Origin of the sequence: Chitinophaga cymbidii (assembly GCF_007992715.1) — a bacterium.
Taxonomy (GTDB): Bacteria; Bacteroidota; Bacteroidia; order Chitinophagales; family Chitinophagaceae; genus Chitinophaga; species Chitinophaga cymbidii.
Window position 1 is genome coordinate 516,956 of sequence record NZ_BKAU01000005.1, and the last position, 21,118, is coordinate 538,073.

11 protein-coding genes are annotated in these 21,118 nt (G+C 53.8%); 2 read left to right on the top strand and 9 right to left on the bottom strand.

Going from position 1 to position 21,118, the window contains the following annotated elements:
- Positions 1-42 precede the first annotated feature (42 nt).
- The 4 genes from CCY01nite_RS20735 to CCY01nite_RS20750 form a co-directional block, all read right to left on the bottom strand.
- Positions 43-1,470, bottom strand: coding sequence for a RagB/SusD family nutrient uptake outer membrane protein (locus tag CCY01nite_RS20735; RefSeq protein ID WP_146865806.1), 1,428 nt, complete (start codon positions 1,468-1,470; stop codon positions 43-45).
- An 11-nt stretch (positions 1,471-1,481) separates the two neighbouring features.
- Positions 1,482-5,066: a SusC/RagA family TonB-linked outer membrane protein gene (locus tag CCY01nite_RS20740; protein ID WP_222614462.1), complete on the bottom strand. Its 3,585-nt coding sequence runs from the start codon at positions 5,064-5,066 to the stop codon at positions 1,482-1,484.
- A 226-nt stretch (positions 5,067-5,292) separates the two neighbouring features.
- Positions 5,293-6,501 carry a FecR family protein gene (locus CCY01nite_RS20745; protein ID WP_146865808.1) on the bottom strand — a complete coding sequence of 403 codons (1,209 nt, stop codon included), beginning with the start codon at positions 6,499-6,501 and terminating at the stop codon, positions 5,293-5,295.
- A 54-nt stretch (positions 6,502-6,555) separates the two neighbouring features.
- Positions 6,556-7,173 (bottom strand): RNA polymerase sigma factor, encoded by a 618-nt coding sequence (locus tag CCY01nite_RS20750; protein WP_186831185.1) that lies wholly within the window; start codon positions 7,171-7,173, stop codon positions 6,556-6,558.
- 141 nt (positions 7,174-7,314) lie between these two features.
- On the opposite strand from CCY01nite_RS20750, the gene CCY01nite_RS20755 reads away from it, so the two are divergent.
- Complete coding sequence (locus CCY01nite_RS20755) at positions 7,315-8,118, top strand: hypothetical protein (protein WP_186831186.1); 804 nt, start codon at positions 7,315-7,317, stop codon at positions 8,116-8,118.
- Positions 8,119-8,411: 293 nt separating this feature from the next.
- Here the strand turns inward: CCY01nite_RS20755 and CCY01nite_RS20765 are convergent, their stop codons facing one another.
- From CCY01nite_RS20765 to CCY01nite_RS20785, 5 genes are all read right to left on the bottom strand, one after another.
- Positions 8,412-14,852, bottom strand: a complete 6,441-nt coding sequence (locus CCY01nite_RS20765) for a T9SS type A sorting domain-containing protein (RefSeq protein ID WP_146865812.1) — start codon at positions 14,850-14,852, stop codon at positions 8,412-8,414.
- Positions 14,853-15,138: 286 nt separating this feature from the next.
- Complete coding sequence (locus tag CCY01nite_RS20770; protein ID WP_146865814.1) at positions 15,139-16,086, bottom strand: methylenetetrahydrofolate reductase; 948 nt, start codon at positions 16,084-16,086, stop codon at positions 15,139-15,141.
- A 76-nt stretch (positions 16,087-16,162) separates the two neighbouring features.
- Complete coding sequence (locus CCY01nite_RS20775; RefSeq protein WP_146865816.1) at positions 16,163-16,522, bottom strand: DUF1801 domain-containing protein; 360 nt, start codon at positions 16,520-16,522, stop codon at positions 16,163-16,165.
- 81 nt (positions 16,523-16,603) lie between these two features.
- Positions 16,604-17,179, bottom strand: a complete 576-nt coding sequence (locus CCY01nite_RS20780; RefSeq protein WP_146865818.1) for a Crp/Fnr family transcriptional regulator — start codon at positions 17,177-17,179, stop codon at positions 16,604-16,606.
- Between the two features lie 33 nt (positions 17,180-17,212).
- A complete protein-coding gene (locus CCY01nite_RS20785) occupies positions 17,213-18,361 on the bottom strand; it encodes an NAD(P)/FAD-dependent oxidoreductase (RefSeq protein WP_146865820.1) in 1,149 nt (382 codons plus the stop codon).
- A gap of 170 nt (positions 18,362-18,531) precedes the next feature.
- On the opposite strand from CCY01nite_RS20785, the gene CCY01nite_RS20790 reads away from it, so the two are divergent.
- Complete coding sequence (locus CCY01nite_RS20790; RefSeq protein ID WP_146865822.1) at positions 18,532-21,114, top strand: phosphoenolpyruvate carboxylase; 2,583 nt, start codon at positions 18,532-18,534, stop codon at positions 21,112-21,114.
- Positions 21,115-21,118: the final 4 nt, after the last annotated feature.

A 21,118-nucleotide genomic window follows, 5' to 3' on the forward strand; every position in this document is an offset into this window, starting at 1 on the left:
AGATGGGCGTTTCATATGAATGCGTGTCATGCGTTAAAGATTTTAATGTCCTACTCTATCAGGCATATCTGCGGATGGGTTTTGTGAGAGCGCGGGATTGCGCAGCAGCAGTCCTGTCGGGAAAGGCAGCGTGTACGCGGGATCTTTTTCTTCCAGCGTGTACAGCAGGATGCTCTCTGATACGTCATGCTGATAGCGGTGCGTGATGGCCGGGCGGCCGTAGCGGCGCAGGTCGAACCAGCGGAAACCCTCGTAACAGAATTCCTTGCGGCGTTCGTCGCGGATCTCGTTGAGCAATGCGGTTTTATCGGTGATGCTGGTGTCTGTATAACCGATGATGCGGCGGCGGCGCATGTCGTTGAGGTCTTTCAGCGCCGCTCCGGGATTGTTCAGCTGCACGTATGCTTCCGCGCGGTTCAGCAGTGCTTCCGAAGTGCGGATGGCCTGTACGATCGTACCTGGACCGTTGGACAAAAGTTTGTTCAGCAGCACGGTGCCGGACCCCTGCGGCTGGAAACCATATTTCAGCCGGATGTCGTTGGAGTGGAAGCTGGCGCGGAGCGCAGGCGCGGGGGAGTATTCCGTCTGGTTGACCTGGTAGGTGCCGCCATACATCCATTCTACTTCCTCGTTGTTATAGCTCACCCAGGGGCCGGTAGTGATAGTGGTCAGGTCCGGGATAACAGCGCCCTGGTCAAATGCCTTGTTCGCTTCGGTAACGCACTCTTCCCATTTACCGGCATGAAGGTATACCCTGGAAAGCAGGATGTGAATGGCCGGCTGGTTGATATGATAGTCCCTGCGTACGATAGGCAGCGGGTCCATCAGGCGGGCGGCTTCATGCAGGTCTTTCAGCACGGCGTCATACACTTCCGCCACGGTGTTGCGTGCCGGAAATTCGGCGTCCACCGTGGAGTTCAGCTTCAACGGTACCCCGGGGCCGTCCGGGTGCTCCGTGTACGGGTCTCCGTAGAGGTTGACGAGATGGAAATAGTGATAGGCTCTGACGGCAAGGGCCTCCGCTTTTACGCGGTCTTTTTCCTGCCGGGTGCCAATGGCGTCGTCGATATGGTCCAGCACGGCATTACAGCCTTTGATGCGGTCATATATCTCGTAGTACGGCGTATTCGTGGGAAGGTCGCCGATGCGGTCGCCCACGCCGTTTTCCTCCGCCATGCGCGGCTGCCAGGTATAATGAAGGAAATGCGTTTTGGTGGTCGGGCTGCCGATGATGGTATAGCCTGTGCTTTGACCATATTCGATAAAAAGGTCCACATCATCATCCATCAGATAAATAAAATCCGCCGGCTGGTCTGCGCCGGGATAACCCGATCCCAGCAACAGCTCACGGAAGTCCACCACGGTTTTAGGGATCACGTCGCTTTGCGATTTCTCTTCGAGGAACTTGGAGCAGCCGCCCAGCAGGAGGGAAGCAGTGATCACCGGTATTGCAAATAGCTTGTATGTCATGCGCGTCAATGTTAGAAGGTCATGTTTAATGATACGGAAGTAACCCGGCGTGCAGGCCAGCCCGCAGTTTCAGGATCGTACCCTCTCCATGACTTGTCGAAGACGATCAGGAAAGGATTGGTGAGGCTGAAAGAAGAAGAAAGATTTCTCACATGCAGCTTTTTCAGCACGGAAGGTCCGAACTGGTAGTTGAGCGAAACCTGGCGGCAGCGAATGAAGTCCGCGCTGGCCACCATGATGTCCGACATGTTGTACAGGTCGTAAGGTGAAACACCGGGTGTGTTCAGCAGCGGCAGCTCTATTTCAATCCTGCGCGGGTTGCCCGGCGGCACGGCGGGGATGTTCGTATGCTGCTCGTCTCCCGGTTGCTTCCAGCGGTCGTTCAGCACACGGGGCGCGTTTTGCTCGGGCGTGGGCGCGCCGGACGGGTTGTAATATACCGGCAGGCGTTTGTCCGCGCCGAAAGCCACGGCAAACATCACCTGGAGCGAAATGGTCTTGTACCGCAGCGATGTGTTCACACCGCCGGTGAAGTCAGGCTCCAGCTTGCCGGTTTCCACCAGGAAGTTGGTATAATCGTCCGACAGCTTGCCGTCCAGGTAGTTGAACATCGGCACACCGTTCGCATGGCTGAGGCCCGCAAAAGAATAGGAATAGAAGGTGGAATACGGGCGCCCGTTGAGCACCGCGGTACCGCCCAGGTAGTCCGGAAGCAGGTTGATCTTCTGATTGTCCCTTACCACGTTGCGGGTGCGGCCGCTGTTCACCGCCAGCTGCCAGGTGACGTTTTTCGTGCGTATAGGCATTACGTTTATAATAAAGTCATAACCGTAGTTCTCCATCTGGGAACCGAACACAATAGCCGCGTCCATACCGTTTTCCAGCGGTACCTGCCGTGGGGACAGCACATTGCTGACCTTCCGGAAGTAGTTGGCGGTGGCGCTCACCCTGCCGTTGAACAGGGAGATGTCCGCCCCGAGGTTCCAGGTTTTCGTTTTTTCCCAACCCAGGTCCATATACGGCAGTGATTTGATGTTGAGGATGTACTGGTTGTAGAGATTACTCAGGCCGCCGTCCGTTGCAATGAGGTAGGGGGATACTTCCTCCACCGCGTTACCCTGGTAACCGTAAGTGGCGGAAAGGTCCAGGTTGTTAAGCCATGCCACATTGCGGAACCAGTTTTCGTTGGCCATGCGCCATTTGCCGCCGATGGACCAGGTGGGCTGGAAGCGTTTGTTCTTGTCCTGGCCAAAGCGGTTGGAAGCATCCAGGCGGGCGTTGAAGTTAAACACGTAACGCTGGTCGAAACCATAAAATGCCGAAACGTATTCGCTGAGGTAATTGCTTTCCTGGTTGACGATCCGTGAGTTCTGGCGCATGGCTTCGTGCAGGTCTACCCTGGTGCCGCTCACCAGGTCGGGCCGGTGCGGTAACGGTGCAAAGGTTTCGCCGCGGTAGCGGAGATAGCCGTAGCGGGTAGACAGGTCGCTTTCCAGCAGGGAGGAACGTGCTTCAATGCCGCCCTGCACGGTTACCGAGTGCACCTTGCTGAAGATGCGGTTGTATACGAGGCTGTTCCGGAATGTATAGCTCTTGTTGGTGGAGTTCTGTAATGCTGCGAGGCCGCCGAAGGGCAGGCGGGTATTATTTTCCTCCGGGGAATTGGAGGGTACGCTGCCAAAATCGTATCCGCGTTCATTGGTGATGTACCACGACAATTCGGTGGCGTATGACTTTTGCCTGGTGGTGGCGGAAGAATAAGACAGCAGGCCCTGGTATTCGAGCCCCTTCGCCAGTTTAAACCGTACGTCGGCCGTGGTGCTCAGGGTGCTGTTGGTGTTGAGGCTGCCGGTATTCTCTATTTCGTTTTGCACATTGTAGAGGAAGTTGGCCTTGCCGGGGATGGCGGAGCTGACCTGGCCGCGTTTTTCATGGTAGAACAGCGTGCCGTCCTCGTTATACATCGGGATGGTGCGGGAAGTGTTGTATGCGTATTCGAAGGGGCTGACGCCATAAGCGAATCCGTCGGTGTTGCGTACGCTTCCGTTCAGCAGCAGGTTCACCGTAAGGCGGTTGCCCAGGCGCAGCGTGGTGTTGGATGATGCGGAGAAGGAACGGAGATCGTTGCCTTTGGCCTCACCGATCTGCTGCTGCATGTTCAGTGAAGTGCGGTTCATCAGTTTTTCGTTGCCGCCGGAGATGCTCACGCTGTGATTCTGGCTGAAGGCGTTCCGGAACAGGTAATCGAACCAGTCCGTGTTCTGGTTTTCCAGCTTACGGAATCCCTGCATGTATTCGTTATAGTCGATCTCCTTGTTCTGCAGGCGCTGGATGAGGCCGCCGTAGCCGATGGGCAGTACATCGTAAGTATAGGAATCCCGGCCCTCATACACTTCTTTGGAGAAGCGCATCAGTTCCTGGGAATTCATCAGGTCGAACTGCGCGTATTTCGGGCGCTGGCCCACGGAGAGATTGGTGTTGTAAGATACCGATATCTGGCCGGGGCGTGCTTTTTTGGTGGTGAGCACGATTACGCCGTTGGCCGCCTGTGAGCCGTAGATAGCCGTAGCGGAAGCGTCTTTCAGTACGGTGATCGTTTCAATGTCGTTCGGGTTCAGCCAGGAGATGGCGTTGGAAGCGATGAGGCGCAGATCGCCGAGGTCGCCCGCCAGGCTGCCGGAATTGGGAGGCAGCGGCAGCGGGTCGCGCTGGATGATACCATCTACCACCCACACCGGTTCCTGGTTGCCCAGGATGGTAGAGGTGCCGCGAATCCGGATCTTCGGCGTGGCGCCTACCTGGCCGGATTGCACCATTACGTTCATGCCGGGCACTACGCCCTGCAGCATCTGGTCGATGCTCGTTTCTCCCGCGATCCTGATATCATCGGCGCGTACACTGTAAACGGCGCCTACATAATTACCTTTATTGACGCTGGAATACCCGTTCACGACTACATCATTGATGGAGAGATCACGGGTACGCATGGTGAGGGACAATACGGGTGCGCCGCTTTCGGTGGACCGGAGCAGGCCGGCCTGTTCGCGTTTGACGGTAAAGGCCGTGAACCCGTTCTCCGTCCGGCGGAAACCAACTTCCACCGGTTCATAACCCAGCATGGAGAAGACCACCACGGCATTATCGGGAATATTAACGAGGGAAAAATTTCCGTTGGCAGCGGAGATGGTGCCGATGGTGGTGTTTTTAATGCGGATAGACACGCCCGGCAAAGGCTCACCTGCCGCGGACCGGATGGTGCCGCTGGCGGAACCCGGCGGGGGAGCGGGCTCAGCGGTCGCCGCCGCTTTACGGGACAGCACGATGGTTTTGCCTTTGATCAGGTAAGTGACCGGAAGGTCTTTCAGCACCAGCTTCATCAGCTCTTCCAGCGGCATGTCTTTTACAGAGAGGCTGATGCGCTGCTGCTCATCGATGGTGTTGGCATTGCTGAACACCACGTAACCGGTTTGCACCTTGATGGCGGCAAATACGTTCTTCAAAGGTATAGTCTCGGCAGACAGCGTGACAGTTTGTGCGTGGCCGGAAGCAGATGCCTGGAAAATTGCGGCCATGATGAGGATCGCAGTCAGTTTCATCACATTCATGATTTTGGTCAGGCCGTTGTTTCCCCGGTTACCGGGCGGCCAATAGCATTTTTTTTGCATAAATTGCAAATGATTTGGTTGTTAATAAATGAGAATAGCAAGTCCGTTTAAGCCTCAACCGGATCAAGTGAGACCGTCACGGCTGCAACCCGTGACGGTTCTTTATCTGGCTGGTCTTAATCAGGTATCTTTCAGCCCTTTGTTATGCGGCTGTATACTAGTTGTTCAGTACTATCAGCGTACGTCCTTCGATTCTGAATCCAACATCTGTTCTTCTTAATATTTCCAGCAGGTCCGGCAATGCGGTCTGCCTGTCTATTTCCCCCAGGAATGTGATGTCCGGTATACCGTTTTCATATACAACGCTGATGTCGTACCAGCGTTCCAGCTGGCGCATCACGTAATCGATGCTGGCCCCTTCGAAATTGAAGAACCCGTTTTTCCAGGCCATGGTCTTGTCCAGGTTTGCATCCAGCACCTGTATCCTGCCATCGGCCCTGCGCAGTTTTCCCTGCTGGCCGGGCTTCAGTACCGGGCCTTTGGCCGGAGCGGCCGCAGGCGCCACTTTTATGCCGCCGCTCAGAAGAGTGGCGACAATATCTTTTTCATTGTCGTAAGCATTGATGTTAAAAGACGTACCCAGTACGGAAATGGTGGCCTGGTCCGCCGCGTTCACGAGGAACGGTTTGGAAGCGTCGGCGGATACCTCAAAGTATACTTCGCCGGTAATTTCTACTTCGCGCGTTTTGCCTGTAAAAGCAAGCGGGTAACGTATGGAGCTGGCCGCATTCAGCCAGGCCCTGGTGCCGTCCGGAAGCAGCACCCGGAACTGCCGCCCGCGGGGGGTGGTCATGGTGTTATAGGCCAGGGTAGAGGCTTTGGCGCCTGCATCGGTATAGGCCAGTTGTCCGTTGGAAAGCATCACCTTCGTGCCGTGCTGTTGTGCGATCACGCCGTTGGCCAGGCTGTCCAGCGATACTTTGCGGCCGTCAGACAGGGTGAGGATGGCGCCCTCGCGGCCCGGCGGTATTTCCGCCGGCATGACGGCCACATGTGATGGTTGTGATTCCTTTTGCGAGGTTTGCGAAGCCAGGTACCAGGCGCCGGCGCCGAGGAATAATACGGCGGCCGCCCATCCCCAGCGGCGGAGGAAGTGCAGGCGGTGTACCGGTGCGGGCGCGGGCGCCGCAAAGGCCGGTATGGCTGCTTCGATCTTTTTGGAAATGCGGTTGGCGTCAAAGGCATAAAACCGGCGCAACTCCCCGATGACCAGCTGCGGGTCTGTCAGTTCCCCGAACAGTTTGCGGTTATCCGCGGAAGCGTTCAGCCATTCGTCCAGTATACGCTGTTCTGCTTCATCCAGGTTGTTCCCGAGGTGTTTGCCGATCAACCGGATGATCTGGTCATTGTTCTCTATCATGCCCATATATCCCCTATAACAATTAACACATCCACTTCTACCGGTTGGTCAAAAAAAAAATTATATGCGCAGCACCGACAGGGCCGCGATGAGTACAGGCAGGGAAATCAGTTCATTTTTCAGCAGGGAAGTGCGCAACAGGCTCACTCCTTTTGCTTTCTGGTTTAAAACCGTCTGATAGGCCATGTTCAGCTCCGTTGCGATTTCCTGGGCGCTTTTGCCGTCTATAACGGCCAGGCGCACTACGTCCCGGCAGCGGGGCGGCAGCTTTTCGATCTCGGAAAAGATCAGCTGCATGACCTCCGTTTTGATATATGCCTTCTCTACGTCCATATCCAGCTGCTCCGCGGCCTTTCCGAGCGAGTGATGGATATCACCGTGCAGTTTCTGCGCTTTCAGATGGTTGAGCGCGGCGTTGCGGGCGGATGTATATAAAAAAGATTTTAAGTGTGCTATCGAGGGGAAATCTTCCTTTCTTGAAAAAGCCTGGATGAAACATTCGGAAACGATATCTTCCGACGCCATGGTATCTTCCACCATCTGGCCGGCAAAATAGCAGAGCGGCCGCAAAAAGCGTTCATAGACCGCATGCAGGGCTACCCGCTCACCCCGCTGAAATAAAATGATCAGTTCGGCGTCTTCGTATGGCAGATCGGTTGACAAATTTGTTGATTCCAATGACCGGTAAATGTAAACAATCTGGAAGAATTTTGATAATTCCCGGCTAGCCTCAGTGATGTAGCGGCGGCATGGTTTGCTCCGGCCCTGAACCTCTCTGCTGTATTTGTGTTATATTTACAATAACCAAAATCTTGCTTTATGGCCATACAAACTTCTTTGTTCACCTTCACGGGGAAAGCCGCCAACATGATCGGTTATTACCGCGATGGTAAACATTATTTCCGCAGCATGCCGGCCTCCGTCCGGCAGACCAAAGCCACCAAACGCGCCGCGCTTCGCTTCGGCGCAGCCAGCAAAAAAGGACGCCTGATCCGCAGCGCTTTCGCTGATGCGCTGGATATTCCCTATGACGGCAGTCATATCAACCGGCTGAATAAACTGCTGATCAAAGCCGGCAGGGAGAACAACGCCGCACTGGCAGGCTTCCGGTTTAACCAGCATACAGGAACAGACCGGTTCTTCTGCATGGATCCCTCACTCTCTGAAGATGGTATATTGCATATTCCCGCGCAGGAATTACCGCAATTCAGGGGCATCACCGCGTTTGAGGTAAAAGTGATCGCCACCCGCATCAGTTTTACAGAGCGCCGCGTAGTACGGACGGATACCGCCCTGATCACGCTCGACGCACGGGAAGCTTTCGGAGGTGCGGCACTGGATGTGGATGTACCGGGAAAGGGAACATTAGTGGTGACTTTACAGGTAAGAGGCATGAACGGCAACGCTCCCTCCAATAACAGGAAATACCTGGCCGCGGACATCATCGCCGTAAAAGAGCCGGAAACCGCGCAGGTCTTTCACAAGCCTTCACACGGGCAGCAGGCTGCTTTGCAGCAACGGCTGCAGGCAATACTTGATGCATCCACCCGGGAGCAAGGGCAGCGGTCATTAGCCAACCATCCTTACGCCCATCGTGCCAGACCTGACATACAGCGGGAATAGGGCTTCCCCCGCCTGAGCGCAAGATTTGGTGAACATCCGTTGAACGTTACAACCCACATCTTCAAAAAACATTGAACAACCCATCTTCTCCTGCAATATCCATCTTGCGGGAAAGGTTCTCTATGCCCTGCAAACACAATCCCCCCGCATACTTCAACTTCAGATGAAAACTGCATCATCCCCACATCAAGTCCACCTTGCTCTCTGTGTTCCTTGTGTGATCCCTTAGTGATCGCATAAAAAAATGGGCTGCGAAACATTGTCCGCAGCCCATTCCTCTTCTTAGCCGTCAGTTATTTACGTACCATCACCTTTAGTGTCTTCCGGATATTGGGTGTTTTGATCACAACAAGATAGGTAGCACCCGCCATTGCTGCGGGCAACTGTACCTGTGTTACCGGTGTTGTGGATCTTTGTGTTGTTACCGGCTCGCCTGAAAGGGAGTAAACGCAGATCTGCATTTGTGCAAGCTCCTCAGCAGGGAAATCAACCTCAACGGTAATAGTGCCGCCTGCCTTGGCCGGGTTGGGATATGATTTGGCTGCATTGGTGCTTTCCAGCGCTATTTGTGCGATACAGGTTTGCAGCACCTCTCCATCCGCCGTTGTCATCTTTAAATAATATTCAGCTGTTGGATTTAACGCATTATTATCACCTGAATAATATTGCCCGGTGCCCGCCAGTTGTCCATTCCTGTACCATTCATAAGCTACGAACTGATAGCCTCCGTTGGTTTGCGGGTTGTTATTTACAATCAGCAGGCTGCCAAACTTCTTTGTTACAATGCTGAAGAAATCCAGCCGCCTTTCAATCACGACCGTATAGGTTTGTGTTGCCGAGCCATCCTGGGAAGTGACCGTTACATCGCGGGTATAGATACCGGGAGCCGGCGTCTGGATCGTAAACGCATGTGAAGGCGACACTTCGGCATTGGCTTCTGTAGTGATGGATATGTCAACAGCATCTGAAGTTTCGTCACATCCCATCAGGTAATAGATTTCCGGGGAAGGATCGGCATAAGCCTTATTACCGACGGTGATGGCTGATATCGCGGCATTGCTGCTTTCAATCGTCAGCGGTTGCACTATGCTAACAGCGGGCAGCCAGTTTTCGTTACCATCCTGGTGTGCCGTGATCAGCACTTCGCCGGATGTAAGCATATCCGCAAAGCCTTCCGGCGTGAGCGTAGCCGGCGGTTGTGATGCTGAATAGGTATACGTATAATAAACATCAAGACCGGAAGATGCTGTGGCATCCAGCTGGAAGTCTGCGTCTGTTTCAAGGTTCCTGACGGGTATGGCGTCAAAGGTGATAACCTGCGGAGCCTTGTTGATGATCATGGTAGCTGTCAGTATAACAGGGCCGCAGCCGGAGGCTTCCGCTGGCGGTGTAAGGGTAGCTGTTACGATATATGTGCCTGCGTTGATGGCGCCGTTATCGCTGCCTGTGGCCGGTGTGATGCTGTAGTCTGCGGTTGCGTCTGCGGGAAGATTATTGACTGTGATGGACTGAACGCCGCCGTTATAGGTAAATGTAGCATCATCTAATGTTACGGGGCTAAGCGGCGATTCGTTAACAACGATCGTCTGCGTTTGCAAAGAAGTGTTGCCGTTGCCGTCGTCATACGTCCACGTTATACCATATGTTCCGGCTACGGTGTAGTCAAGCGGATCTGTGGTGGTAGCAGTGATCCGGCCATTACAGTTGTCAGTCGCCGTAGGCACAGGGATGTCATCATGCAGCACCTGGCAGTAGCGGGTAATGGTTGGAAGGTTCGCTACGTCCGGTACAGCCGGTGTAACGTCCGGGGTAGTGTTGACGGTGATAGACCCGGTAGCGGTACATCCGTTCGCATCGGTCACTTCCACGATATACGGGCCCGCAACAAGCGCGGTAGCCGTTGCCGTAATTTGTACCGGGGTAGTATTCCAGGCGTAAGTATACGGGGCAACGCCGCCTGTTATGGTGGCGGTGGCAGCGCCGTCGTTATGGCCAGGACAGGCTACGTTGGCGGACGTAAGCGTTAAGCCGAGCGCTGCGGGCTGGGTAATGGTGACGCTTTGCGTGTTGCCGCATCCGTTAGCGTCTGTTACGGTGACGGTGTAAGTACCTGCGGTAAGCCCCGTGGCTGTTGCCGTAGTTTGCACCGGCGTTGTGCTCCAGGCGTAGGTATAACCGGGAGTGCCGCCTGCTGCCGTGATCGTAGCCGTTCCGTCAGCGCCGCCATTGCAGGATACGTTTACCTGCGATGTTGTAGCTGTTAAGGCAGTGGGTTCGGTAATGGTGAAGTTTTGTGTAACTGCGCAGCCGTTAGCGTCCGTTACGGTGACGGTGTATGTGCCTGCGGCAAGTGCGGTGGCTGTTGCTGTGGTTTGAACAGGGATCGTGTTCCATGCGTAAGTATAGCCCGGAGTGCCTCCGGTTACCGCTACGGTAGCAGAACCTGTTGCGCCTCCGTTACAGGCCACGTTCGTTTGCGCACCGGCCGCGGCGCTCAATGCCGCGGGCTCGATGATGGTGAAGTCCTGCGTATCGGTACAACCGTTCGCATCGGTTACTGTAACGGTGTAGGTGCCTGCCGCAAGTCCCGTTGCTGTGGCTGTAGTCTGCACCGGCAGGGTATTCCAGACATAGGTATATGTTCCTGTACCGCCTGTTACATTTACAGTGGCCGAACCTGTAGCGCCGCCGTTACAGGCTATGTTGGTTTGTGCGCCTGCCGTGGCGTTTAATGCTGGAGGTTCTGTAATGGTAAAATTCTGCGTCAGCATGCAGCTATTGGCGTCTGTCACCGTTACGCTATAACTGCCTGCGGCAAGCCCTGTAGCGGTAGCTACCGTGCCTCCCGATGGCGCCCATGCATAAGTATATGGAGCTGTGCCGCCAAAGGGGGTTACGGTAGCAGCGCCGCTGTTATCCCCGTTGCAAAGAAGGTTTGTTTGCGATGTGGTGACGCCCAGCGCAGGCGGTTCGGTGATGTTAAAAGTGCTTGTTGCCACGCAGCCATTGGCGTCGGTAACGGTTACTGTGTAGCTGCCTGTCGCAAGTCCTGAAGCCGTGGCACCTGTGCCTCCTGATGGCGCCCATGCATAGGTATAACCGGGAGTACCGCCACTGACAGCTACAGTAGCCGATCCGTCTGAACCGCCGTTGCAGGATACATTTACCTGGTCGTCTGCCACTGCGTTTAGCGGAGAAGCCGGCGCTGAAACGGTAATATTCCGGATGGCCTGGCAGCCGTTGTTATCGGTTATGGTAACTGAATAGTCGCCTGCTGTAAGGCCCGTTCTGTCTTGTGTAGTGATGCCGCCTCCCCAGTTGTAAGTATATGGAGCCGTACCGCCTGAAGGAGTGAGGTCAATAGCGCCGTCATTTCCTCCAAAGCAAGACACATCGGTCACCACCGTAATTCCTGATACGGCCGCTGCCGGTTGAGTAACTGTTGCATGAATAGTATTCGTACAACCGTTGGCGTCAGTGATGGTAACTGAATATGCCCCTGCAGCAAGACCTGTTCTGTCCTGCGTAGTGATGTCACCTCCCCAGTCGTAAGTATAGGAAGCTGTACCACCTGAAGGCGTAAGATTGATAGCGCCGTTAGTTCCTCCAAAACAAGCTACATTGGTGACCACCGTAGTTCCTGACACGGCTGCTGCCGGTTGGGTAACGGTTGCATTAATAGTATTCGTACAGCCATTGGCATCCGTAATGATAACCGAATAAGCGCCTGCCGCCAGCCCTGTTCTGTCTTCGGTCGTTATACCACCTCCCCAGTCGTACGTATATGGAGAAGTGCCGCCGGAAGGGGTAAGGTTGATAGCCCCGTTAGATCCTCCAAAGCAGGACACATTGGTCACCACCGTAGTTCCTGATACAGCGGCGGCGGGTTGGGTAACGGTTGCATTAATAGAATAGGTGCAACCGTTGGCATCCGTAATGATAACCGTGTAATCGCCTGCCGCCAGCCCTGTTCTGTCTTCGGTAGTTACACCACCTCCCCAGTCATAAGTATAGGGAGATGTACCGCCCGAAGGAGTAAGGTTGATGGCACCGTCAGTTCCTCCGAAACAGGACACATGGGTCACTACTGTGGTGCCCGATACAGCTGCGGCTGGTTGGGTAACGGTTGCATGAACGATGTTTACGCAGCTATTGGCGTCGGTGATGGTAACTGAATAGGTGCCTGCTGCAAGGGCCGTTCTGTCTTGTGCAGGGATGCCGCCTGTCCAGCCGTAGGTATATGGAGCCGTACCCCCGGTGGGAGTGAGGTCGATAGCGCCGTTGCTCCCGCCAAAACAACTCACATTTGTTACCACTGTGGTTCCTGATACGGCCGCTGCCGGCTGGGTAACGGTTGCATTCACAGTATTCGTACAGCCGTTGGCGTCGGTGATGATCACCGAATAAGTACCTGCTGCGAGGCTTGTTCTGTCCTGCGTAGTGACGCCGCCTCCCCAGTTGTAGGTATATGGAGATGTACCGCCTGAAGGCGTGAGGTCGATAGCGCCATTACTTCCTCCAAAGCAAGACACATTGGTCGCTACTGTAGTGCCTGACAGCGCCGCTGCCGGCTGGGTAACGGTTGCATTCACTGTATTCGTACAGCCGTTGGCGTCGGTAATGATAACCGAATAATCACCTGCTGCAAGGGCCGTTCTGTCTTGCGTAGTGACGCCGCCACCCCAGTTGTAGGTATACGGAGCCGTACCGCCTGAAGGCGTAAGGTCAATAGCACCGCCGGTCCCTCCGAAACAAGCCACATTGGTCACCACTGTAGCGCCCGATAAGGCGGCCGCCGGCTGGGTAACGGTTGCATTCACTGTATTCGTACAGCCATTGGCGTCAGTAATGATAACCGAATAAGCCCCGGCTGCAAGGCCCGTCCTGTCTTGCGTAGTGACACCGCCACCCCAGTTGTAGGTATACGGAGCCGTGCCGCCTGAAGGAGTGAGGTTGATAGCGCCGTTGCTTCCTCCAAAACAACTCACGTTGGTCACCACTGTAGTGCCTGACAGCGCTGCCGGCTGGGTAACTATTGCACCTACTGTACCGGTACAGCCGTTGTTATCGGTAATGGTAACCGAATAGGCGCCTGCCGTCAGGCTTGTTCTGTCCTGCGTAGTGACGCCGCCGCCCCAGTTGTAGGTATATGGAGACGAGCCGCCTGCAGGGCTGAGATCAATAGCGCCGTTATTCCCTCCAAAGCAAGCCACATTGGTAGCCACTGCTGTTCCTGATACAGGCACCGGTTGGGTAACTGCTGCATTAACAGTATAGGTACAGGCGTTGGCATCGGTAATGGTAACCGAATAAGCGCCTGCCGTGAGGCCCGTTCTGTCTTGTGTAGTGATGCCGCCACCCCAGTTGTAGGTATATGGAGGCGTGCCGCCTGAGGGGGTGAGATCAATAGCGCCATTGCTCCCTGCAAAACAGCTGGTATTGGTAACCAGCCTGGTGGCGGATAAAGGAGTTGCCGGTTCTGTAATAGTAAAATTCCTTGTTGCCTCGCAGCCGACGGCATCAGTAACGATTACACTATAGTTGCCTGCGGCAAGACCAGAAGCAGCAGCTCCCGTGCCTCCTGATGGTGACCATGCATAAGTATAAGCGCCAATACCTCCTGAAGGTATTACCGTTGCCGTACCATTTGATCCGTTAAAGCAGGATACTTCTGTTTGAGAACCGGAGGTGCCGATGGAGACTACAGTATGAGTAGCCGGATTGGAATTTTCAAATCCCGCTGCATTAGTGGCGCGGCAACGGTACTGGTAGCCGTTCATGTCGGTTGTTGCGCCGGTTATAGCCAGTGTGCTGGTATTAACACCTGAATAATTCCCCCCTTCAGATAAGGGCTGAAATCCGGCACCGGTATTTCTATACCACTGGTAAAAAGTAACGTAGGAGGCTGTGACGGACATTGTTGTATTATTTCCTACGCATACCGTCCTGTTAGGCGGATGTGAGGAAAATACCGGCGCATACAGAATAAAAGTACACCCTGAAGGCAGTACCACCGGGGAGGTACCAAGCATCCAGTTTGACATGTTCACCATTGCGCTGCGTATGTCTTCAGCAGAAGTAGCAGGTACCCCTGTGCAGTTGAATTTTCCCGACTGTGCCTGGGTGGTGGTGGCTGTTACCGGGCCCGTATAAAATGCGTTGGTGCCTCCCGTAAGGCCCGGAGGCATTAAGGATGAGTTAGGCCCCGGCGCCTCATCTATGTTCCAGTCGCTGGTGGTGGTACCGGGTGTATAAAAATAATTGATACCGGCAATAGCTAGTGCGCTCCCGCCCGTAATGCTTCCCCCGCCGCCCTGGAAGGCAATGATCTGATCGCCCAGGTCAGATAATGAAAGCCCGGCTGGAGAGGCCCCTTCAGTAAGGGTTACCGTACCAAAATTAGCAGTAAGCCCTGTAATACGGATTTCTGTACCTATTGTCAGGCTGGAATTACTCACCCACTTTATCGTAGACTCCGTGCTTCCCGCAGGCTCCCAGCCGGAGCCTGTATAGCCTCTGTCGGTGAAGCTGATGGTTGTTCCCGAAGAGATAGAGGCCAGCAGCACAAAAGAAAACTTGCTACCAGCGCCATCCCCGGATGTGGCGTCATAACCGGTAAAAGCGATACCTCCCGCGGGGAGGGTTGTTTGTGCCTGAACGGTAACAGGGAGTAATGTGGCAGCTAAAAAGAGGATGTTCGTAAACATCCGGATTCGTAGGTAGAAATTCGTCATCAAGTATAATTGAAGTTAAATTCGGAGTAAGCACTGTTTCGATGTTAAAATGAGCTGATAATCATAGGTATATGCATCTTTTAGTCAGCCCGGTGAATTTGCTCGCGATAGTTTTAAAAAATCAACATAGGTATATGGATTGAACGGGAATAAATGGTAAAATATAATAAATTTACAAAATGTTAAAAAAATAAAATATTTAATATAATTTTTAATGGGTTTTTTGCTGACCAGTGGGGGAGATCCGGTCATCGCAAAATAATGGGGTAGTGGGGTTTGGTGTATCTTAAACCACAGCCTCAACAGGCCGTTTTGCCATCCTGATCACGCCGTTCAATAATTCCATCGAAGCATCTATTTCATCTTTCTTGATGGAAATACTCTCGATATTGAATCCCACCGGCATATTCTTCCTGTCCGCGTACTCCAGTATCTCGGACGCCACGTTCAAACAGGTATGCATGGAAGATTCAAGGATATCTTTGGAATGTTTCAGATCGTTATAGAGCCATTTCGGCACTTTGATGCCCAGCCATTCCATGAACTGCAGGGTTTTCAGCGAGCCGCAGGGCGCCAGCGTGAAGATCACCGGCGCGGGAGCAATGCCTTGCCCGCAGGAATGATAGTAATAATCCGCCAGCAGGTCTTTCGTATCATTCACATTATAAACGCACTGCGATACAAAGAAGCTACAGCCCTGCAGGGTTTTTTGCATGATCCGCAGATGTTCGTCCCCTTTCTTTGCATGCCGCTCGGGGATCGTAATGCCGCCGATCAGCAGCTCCGGTGAAACCTGTTGCCGCAATCCAAACGCATCCTGCAGGGAGAAGTTCGTTTTCTCTACCTGCTTTTGTGAAGATGCGCCCACAAATACGGATTGTTTTATATCCACGTTCTGTGTCAGCCACTCGCTGAACTGCGCTCCGGTGAAATTGGCAATGCTCTTGTATATGATCTTCGGAACTTCCAGCTGCTGAAAATGCTCCCTGCTGTACACTTCCGGCGGCACCGTGGAGATAAATGCAAAAGTCCTTTCCTGTTCCGTTCTGGACGACTCATCCTGGATATCGTAGAGGATCAGCGCATCGATGTCTTGCTGCGAAATACGTTCAAACTGCCCTTTCGCAATTTCCGCGATCCTTTCGGGAGCGGTGGTGACTTTAGGAGGAGTGAGGCTATAGAAGATCAGTCTGGAGTTTCCTGTGTTGATTTTATCAGCTAGGCTATTGCTCATGGCATCGTACGGATTGTCAATAAAAGCCGCAAGTTCCGCCAAAAATGAGTCAAATGCAAGCGCGGACGGGTTTTATTTACTTATCCATTAGCTTTATCCAGTCTTTTATTACTTTTTGAAGATTCGCCCGGTGCTTTTTCACTTCCTCCATGGAATGGAATTTTGCATAGGCCTTGCCTTTAGGCCCGGGTTCGAGCAGTCCTGTTTTGTCATTTAACAGCTCGCCTTTGTGAAAGATCACTGCCACAAAATCGGTTACACGGGGATTGAACGTTGCCATGGGTTCTTTGTAGTCAAAACTGGGACCGCCCCATTTTACATCCTCTTCCATTTTAGCGCTGGTTTCGCGGATGATCTTGATGACCTCTTCAATTTCGGCTTTTAAAGGATGTTTGAGTTTGCTTACAAACTCGTCGATTTTATTTGTCTTGCTCATGGTGATTTGTTTTTGATGAACGGCACAAAGATGAGGCAGCCGTTTTTCAAAAACATTTACATATGTGGAGAAATGAAAAAATTATCTGCCGGCAAAGATCCTGCTCAGCTGGGTAGGGGTAATGCCGAGATAGGCGGCTATGTGATGCTTCTTCAGCCGGTTTACCAGCTCAGGGTATTTTTGCAGGAACGCATCGTAGCGGATTCTGGCGGAATCATTCCGGAGGGATATTTCATCCGGCTCTTTATCGATCACCCAGTGTTGTTCCATGTAGCGGATGTAAAATTCAGCAACGTCCCGGTGTTCCGACACCAGGTTTCTGAATGCATGGAAATCATATTCGAGCACGGTACTGTCTTCCAACGCCGAAATGGTAAAAGGGCTTCCTGATTTCGTTAATGTAGCGGGGATTGAGCCGGCGATCCTGCCTTCGGGGAAGAAGTATTTTATAACGGTGTCTCCTTTTTCCGTGATGTAATACTGTGAGAAAAGCCCTTTGGTGACGAAGGCTACTTTTTTAGGGGTTTGTCCTATGTTGATAAAATTGTCACCCCGGCGGTATGTGTTTTCTTTGAGCAATGCGAGCCAGGCATCTTCAGCTTCCGGACTGAGATGGGCGTAGGTCCTGATTTTCTGAAAGAATTGGTCTGTATGCATTCGTTCAAATTTACAATATTTCCCCTTTTGCCCTCACTTCATAAACTTCTTCACGATCCTGTTTTTGCCGATGGTAAATACGGTATTGAACAGGAAGGGCATCCTGGCAAGCGTTTTCAGCACCATTGTTTTCTTCCTCATATCGGCGCCTGCTTTTTCATAAAGCTCCTGCTCATAGCGCTTCACAAATGCCGCGCTGAAATCACCGGCTGCAAAGCACCGTATCACCTGTTCCGCGGCCAGCTTGCCACTTAATACGGCGTTGCCGATGCCGTCTCCGCTCACGGGGTCTATCAGCGACGCGGCATCGCCCGCGAGCAGGAAATGATCGCCGCTCATGGCCACCCACCGGGAGCCCATGGGCAGGCCGCAGCCCTGCAGCGTTCCCAGCGGCTGCGCGTTCCGGAATTTTTCCTTTAATACATCCGACCGGCTGATAAAATCGTAGAAAGCCTCCTTCACATTGATCTTCCTTTTCACCACGTCGTCAGACAAAATACCCATGCCCGCATTCACCATGCCGCCTTTCACGGGAAATACCCAGAAATACCCGGGCAGGTATTTCCTGTCGAAATACACCTCCGTGCAGGTATCTTCCATCCCCGCCACGCCGCTGTAATAAGCCCTGACTCCCGCCACATGATGCTTCCTGTCGATCTCCCGCGAAGCCAGCTTCCGTGCCGTAACACCGTTGATGCCGTCCGCGCCGATGAGCATGGTGCAGGTATAACGCCGGCTGCCGCCTTTCGTTATCACAGTATATCCGCCGGATGTTCGCTCGATGTCCTGCACCACAACGCCTTCCAGCGTATCAATGCCCGGCAGCCCTTTAATGCCGGAGAAAAGAAAATTGTCGAAATGCTCCCGGGTAGCGGTATACGCCTCAAGGCTCCAGGAAAAATCCAGCATCTTGTTGTTGTAATAACAAACCGTGCGGCGGGTGGAGAGTTTCTCGGTGAAGGCGGACAGCCTGCCGGCAAACTGCGCATCTATCTCCCGCAGGTATTTGATGGCCCGGCCGGGAATGGCGTCGCCGCAAACCTTGTCACGGGGAAAGTTATGTTTGTCGATAACGGCGATCCGGAGGCCGGCATCTCTGAGTGCCAATGCGCAGGCACAGCCCGCGGGGCCTGCGCCGATAATGATCACGTCGTATTGGGGCGACGGTATAGGTGCTGTCATGTGGAATATTAACGGCACGCAACTTAGGGAAAATTCTCCGGATTTATACAGCAGTCAGAGATATGGCGATTTTCGCATATATAGAGAAAAATCGCGTAAACAGCTTTAAATCGCTATGACCATTCCCTCAATATTTATAGCTTTGCGGTGCTTAACGAAAAGAACCGCTCATGTTGAAACAGTCCGGCAGCCAGAAGGATATTTTTTCCCGCGAAGTTGTTACCCGCTTCGAGCTGTATAACAGCTTGTTCCTCACCCTGCCGTTTTACCAGGTAAAGGATACCGGCATTCTGCTGCCGTTTTTTACGGCGCATTGTGAAAAGGGCGTGGCCCAGCTGAAATCTCCCACGGAGATCATGGAGACCTTCTTTAAAGAACGCGCCCCTGAAATTGACGAGCGGGAGCAGATCAACCGCCTGTTCCGTTTCATTCAATATATTGAAAGACAGGTGGTACTATTCGACGCCATCGAAGATTCTTCTTTCAGCAAGCTGAGCCGTACGGACGGCATCGGCACGCTGCAGGGCATCCTGCAGCAGATAGCGGAAGATGACGAAATGCGTGACGCCATCCGGGAAAAGCTGCAGGATTTTTCCCTCCGCCTCGTGCTCACCGCCCATCCCACGCAGTTCTATCCCGGTACGGTGCTGACCATTATGACGGACCTCGTGGAGGCCCTGAAGGTCAACGACATCAATACCATCAACCTGTTATTGCAGCAGCTGGGCAAAACGCCCTTTTTCAATAAAACATCCCCCACGCCGGTGGATGAGGCGGTAAGCCTCGTCTGGTTCCTGGAACATGTGTTCTACCAGGCGTTTGCGGACATCCAGACCCGCCTGAACGAAGCGTTCGATCTGAATGCCGCGGCGCTGGAACTGGGCTTCTGGCCCGGCGGCGACCGCGACGGTAACCCGAACGTCACTACGAACTCCACCCGCACGGTGGCGGCTACACTAAGACAGACCATCTTCCGCTGCTATTACCGCGATTACCGCACGCTCAAGCGCCGTATCACTTTCCGGGGCATTGAAGAGCCGATGAACAAACTCGGCCAGCTGATGTACGATAATGCATTCGCGCCGCAGCCGGATGCAACCGACCTGCAGGCGGAAATGACCGCAGTGCTCCAAAGCATTCGCGATACGCTGGTGAAGGACCACGACGGCCTGTTCGTGAACCTCGTGGATGACCTTTCCCTGAAGATCCGCCTGTACGGCTGCTATTTTGCGAGGCTGGACATCCGGCAGGACAGCCGCGTGCTGCGCAAGGTGTTCCGCTACGGGCTGGCGCAGCCGGAGCTGGGCAACGGCCTGCAGGAAAAAGAATATGAAAGCCTGCCGGAGGATGAAAAGCTGCAGCGCATCACCTTTAACGAAGTGGACTTCCCCTGCGCGGAAACGCCGCAGGAAGGCGTTGATCCCCTGATCAACGACACCCTCTGCACCATACGCCTCATGCACCGCATACAGCAGCAGAACGGCGAAAACGGCAGCCACCGGTTCATCATCAGCAACTGCCAGGAAGCGTCCGACATCCTGCAGCTCATGAACCTGTTCCTCTGGTGCGGATGGACGAAAGAAAATCTTACGGTGGATTTCCTGCCGCTTTTTGAAACGATCAAAGACCTGAAGCAGGCCGCGGGCGTCATGGAAAAACTGTATACCCATCCTGTTTATAAAGAACACCTGAAAAGGCGCGGGAACAGCCAGATGATCATGCTCGGCTTCTCGGACAGCACCAAGGACGGCGGGTACCTGATGGCGAACTGGTCCATCTACCAGGCCAAAGTGGAGCTGACCGCCATTACCCGGAAATACGGCATAGACCTGACCTTCTTCGACGGCAGGGGAGGCCCGCCCTCACGCGGCGGCGGCAAGACGCACCGGTTCTACGCCGCTATGGGCGAAGAAGTAGCCAACAATCATATACAGTTGACCATCCAGGGGCAGACCGTCAGCTCGCTGTACGGCTCCGTTGAAACCGCGAAATACAATGTGGAACAGCTGGTGAATGCCGGCGTCAGCTCGGTATTGCATCCGGGGCAGCGGGATCACCTGGGAGAGAAGGAAAAAGCATTGATCACAGGCATGGCGGAAGAAAGCTTCGGCCGGTTCGTGGCATTGCGCGAGCATCCGGTGTTCACCGAATACCTGGAAAACCTCAGCCCACTGATGCTGCTGTCCAGCATGAACATCAGCAGCCGCCCCACCAAACGCAATGCCGGCGCGCCGCTCAAGCTGGAAGACCTGCGGGCCATCAGCTTCGTGACCGCCTGGAGCCAGCTGAAACAGAGCGTTCCCGCTTTTTATGGCGTAGGCTCCGCGCTGAAAGCTACCAAAGACGCGGGCAAGTGGCAGGACATCTCCGAACTCTACAAAACATCCGGGTTCTTCAAGACCATGATCGATAACTGCATCATGTCCATGTCCAAATCCGATTTCCGCGTTACCGCGCACCTCCGCGACGATGAGCACTACGGCGCTTTCTGGACGATGCTTAAAAATGAATTTGACCTTACCCGCGCCATGCTGCTGGAACTTACCGGCAACCGCGAGCTGATGCAGGAATACCCGGTGGAGAAAAATTCCATCGCCCTGCGCGAGCGGATCATGCTGCCGCTGGTGGTAACGCAGCATTATGCGTTGCAGAAAGCGAAGAACGCAGCGGACGCGGACCTGAAGAGCGCTTACAGCAAGCTGGTGATCCGCACGGTGTATGGTATCGTGAATGCGGGGCGTAACCTGGTGTAGCCAT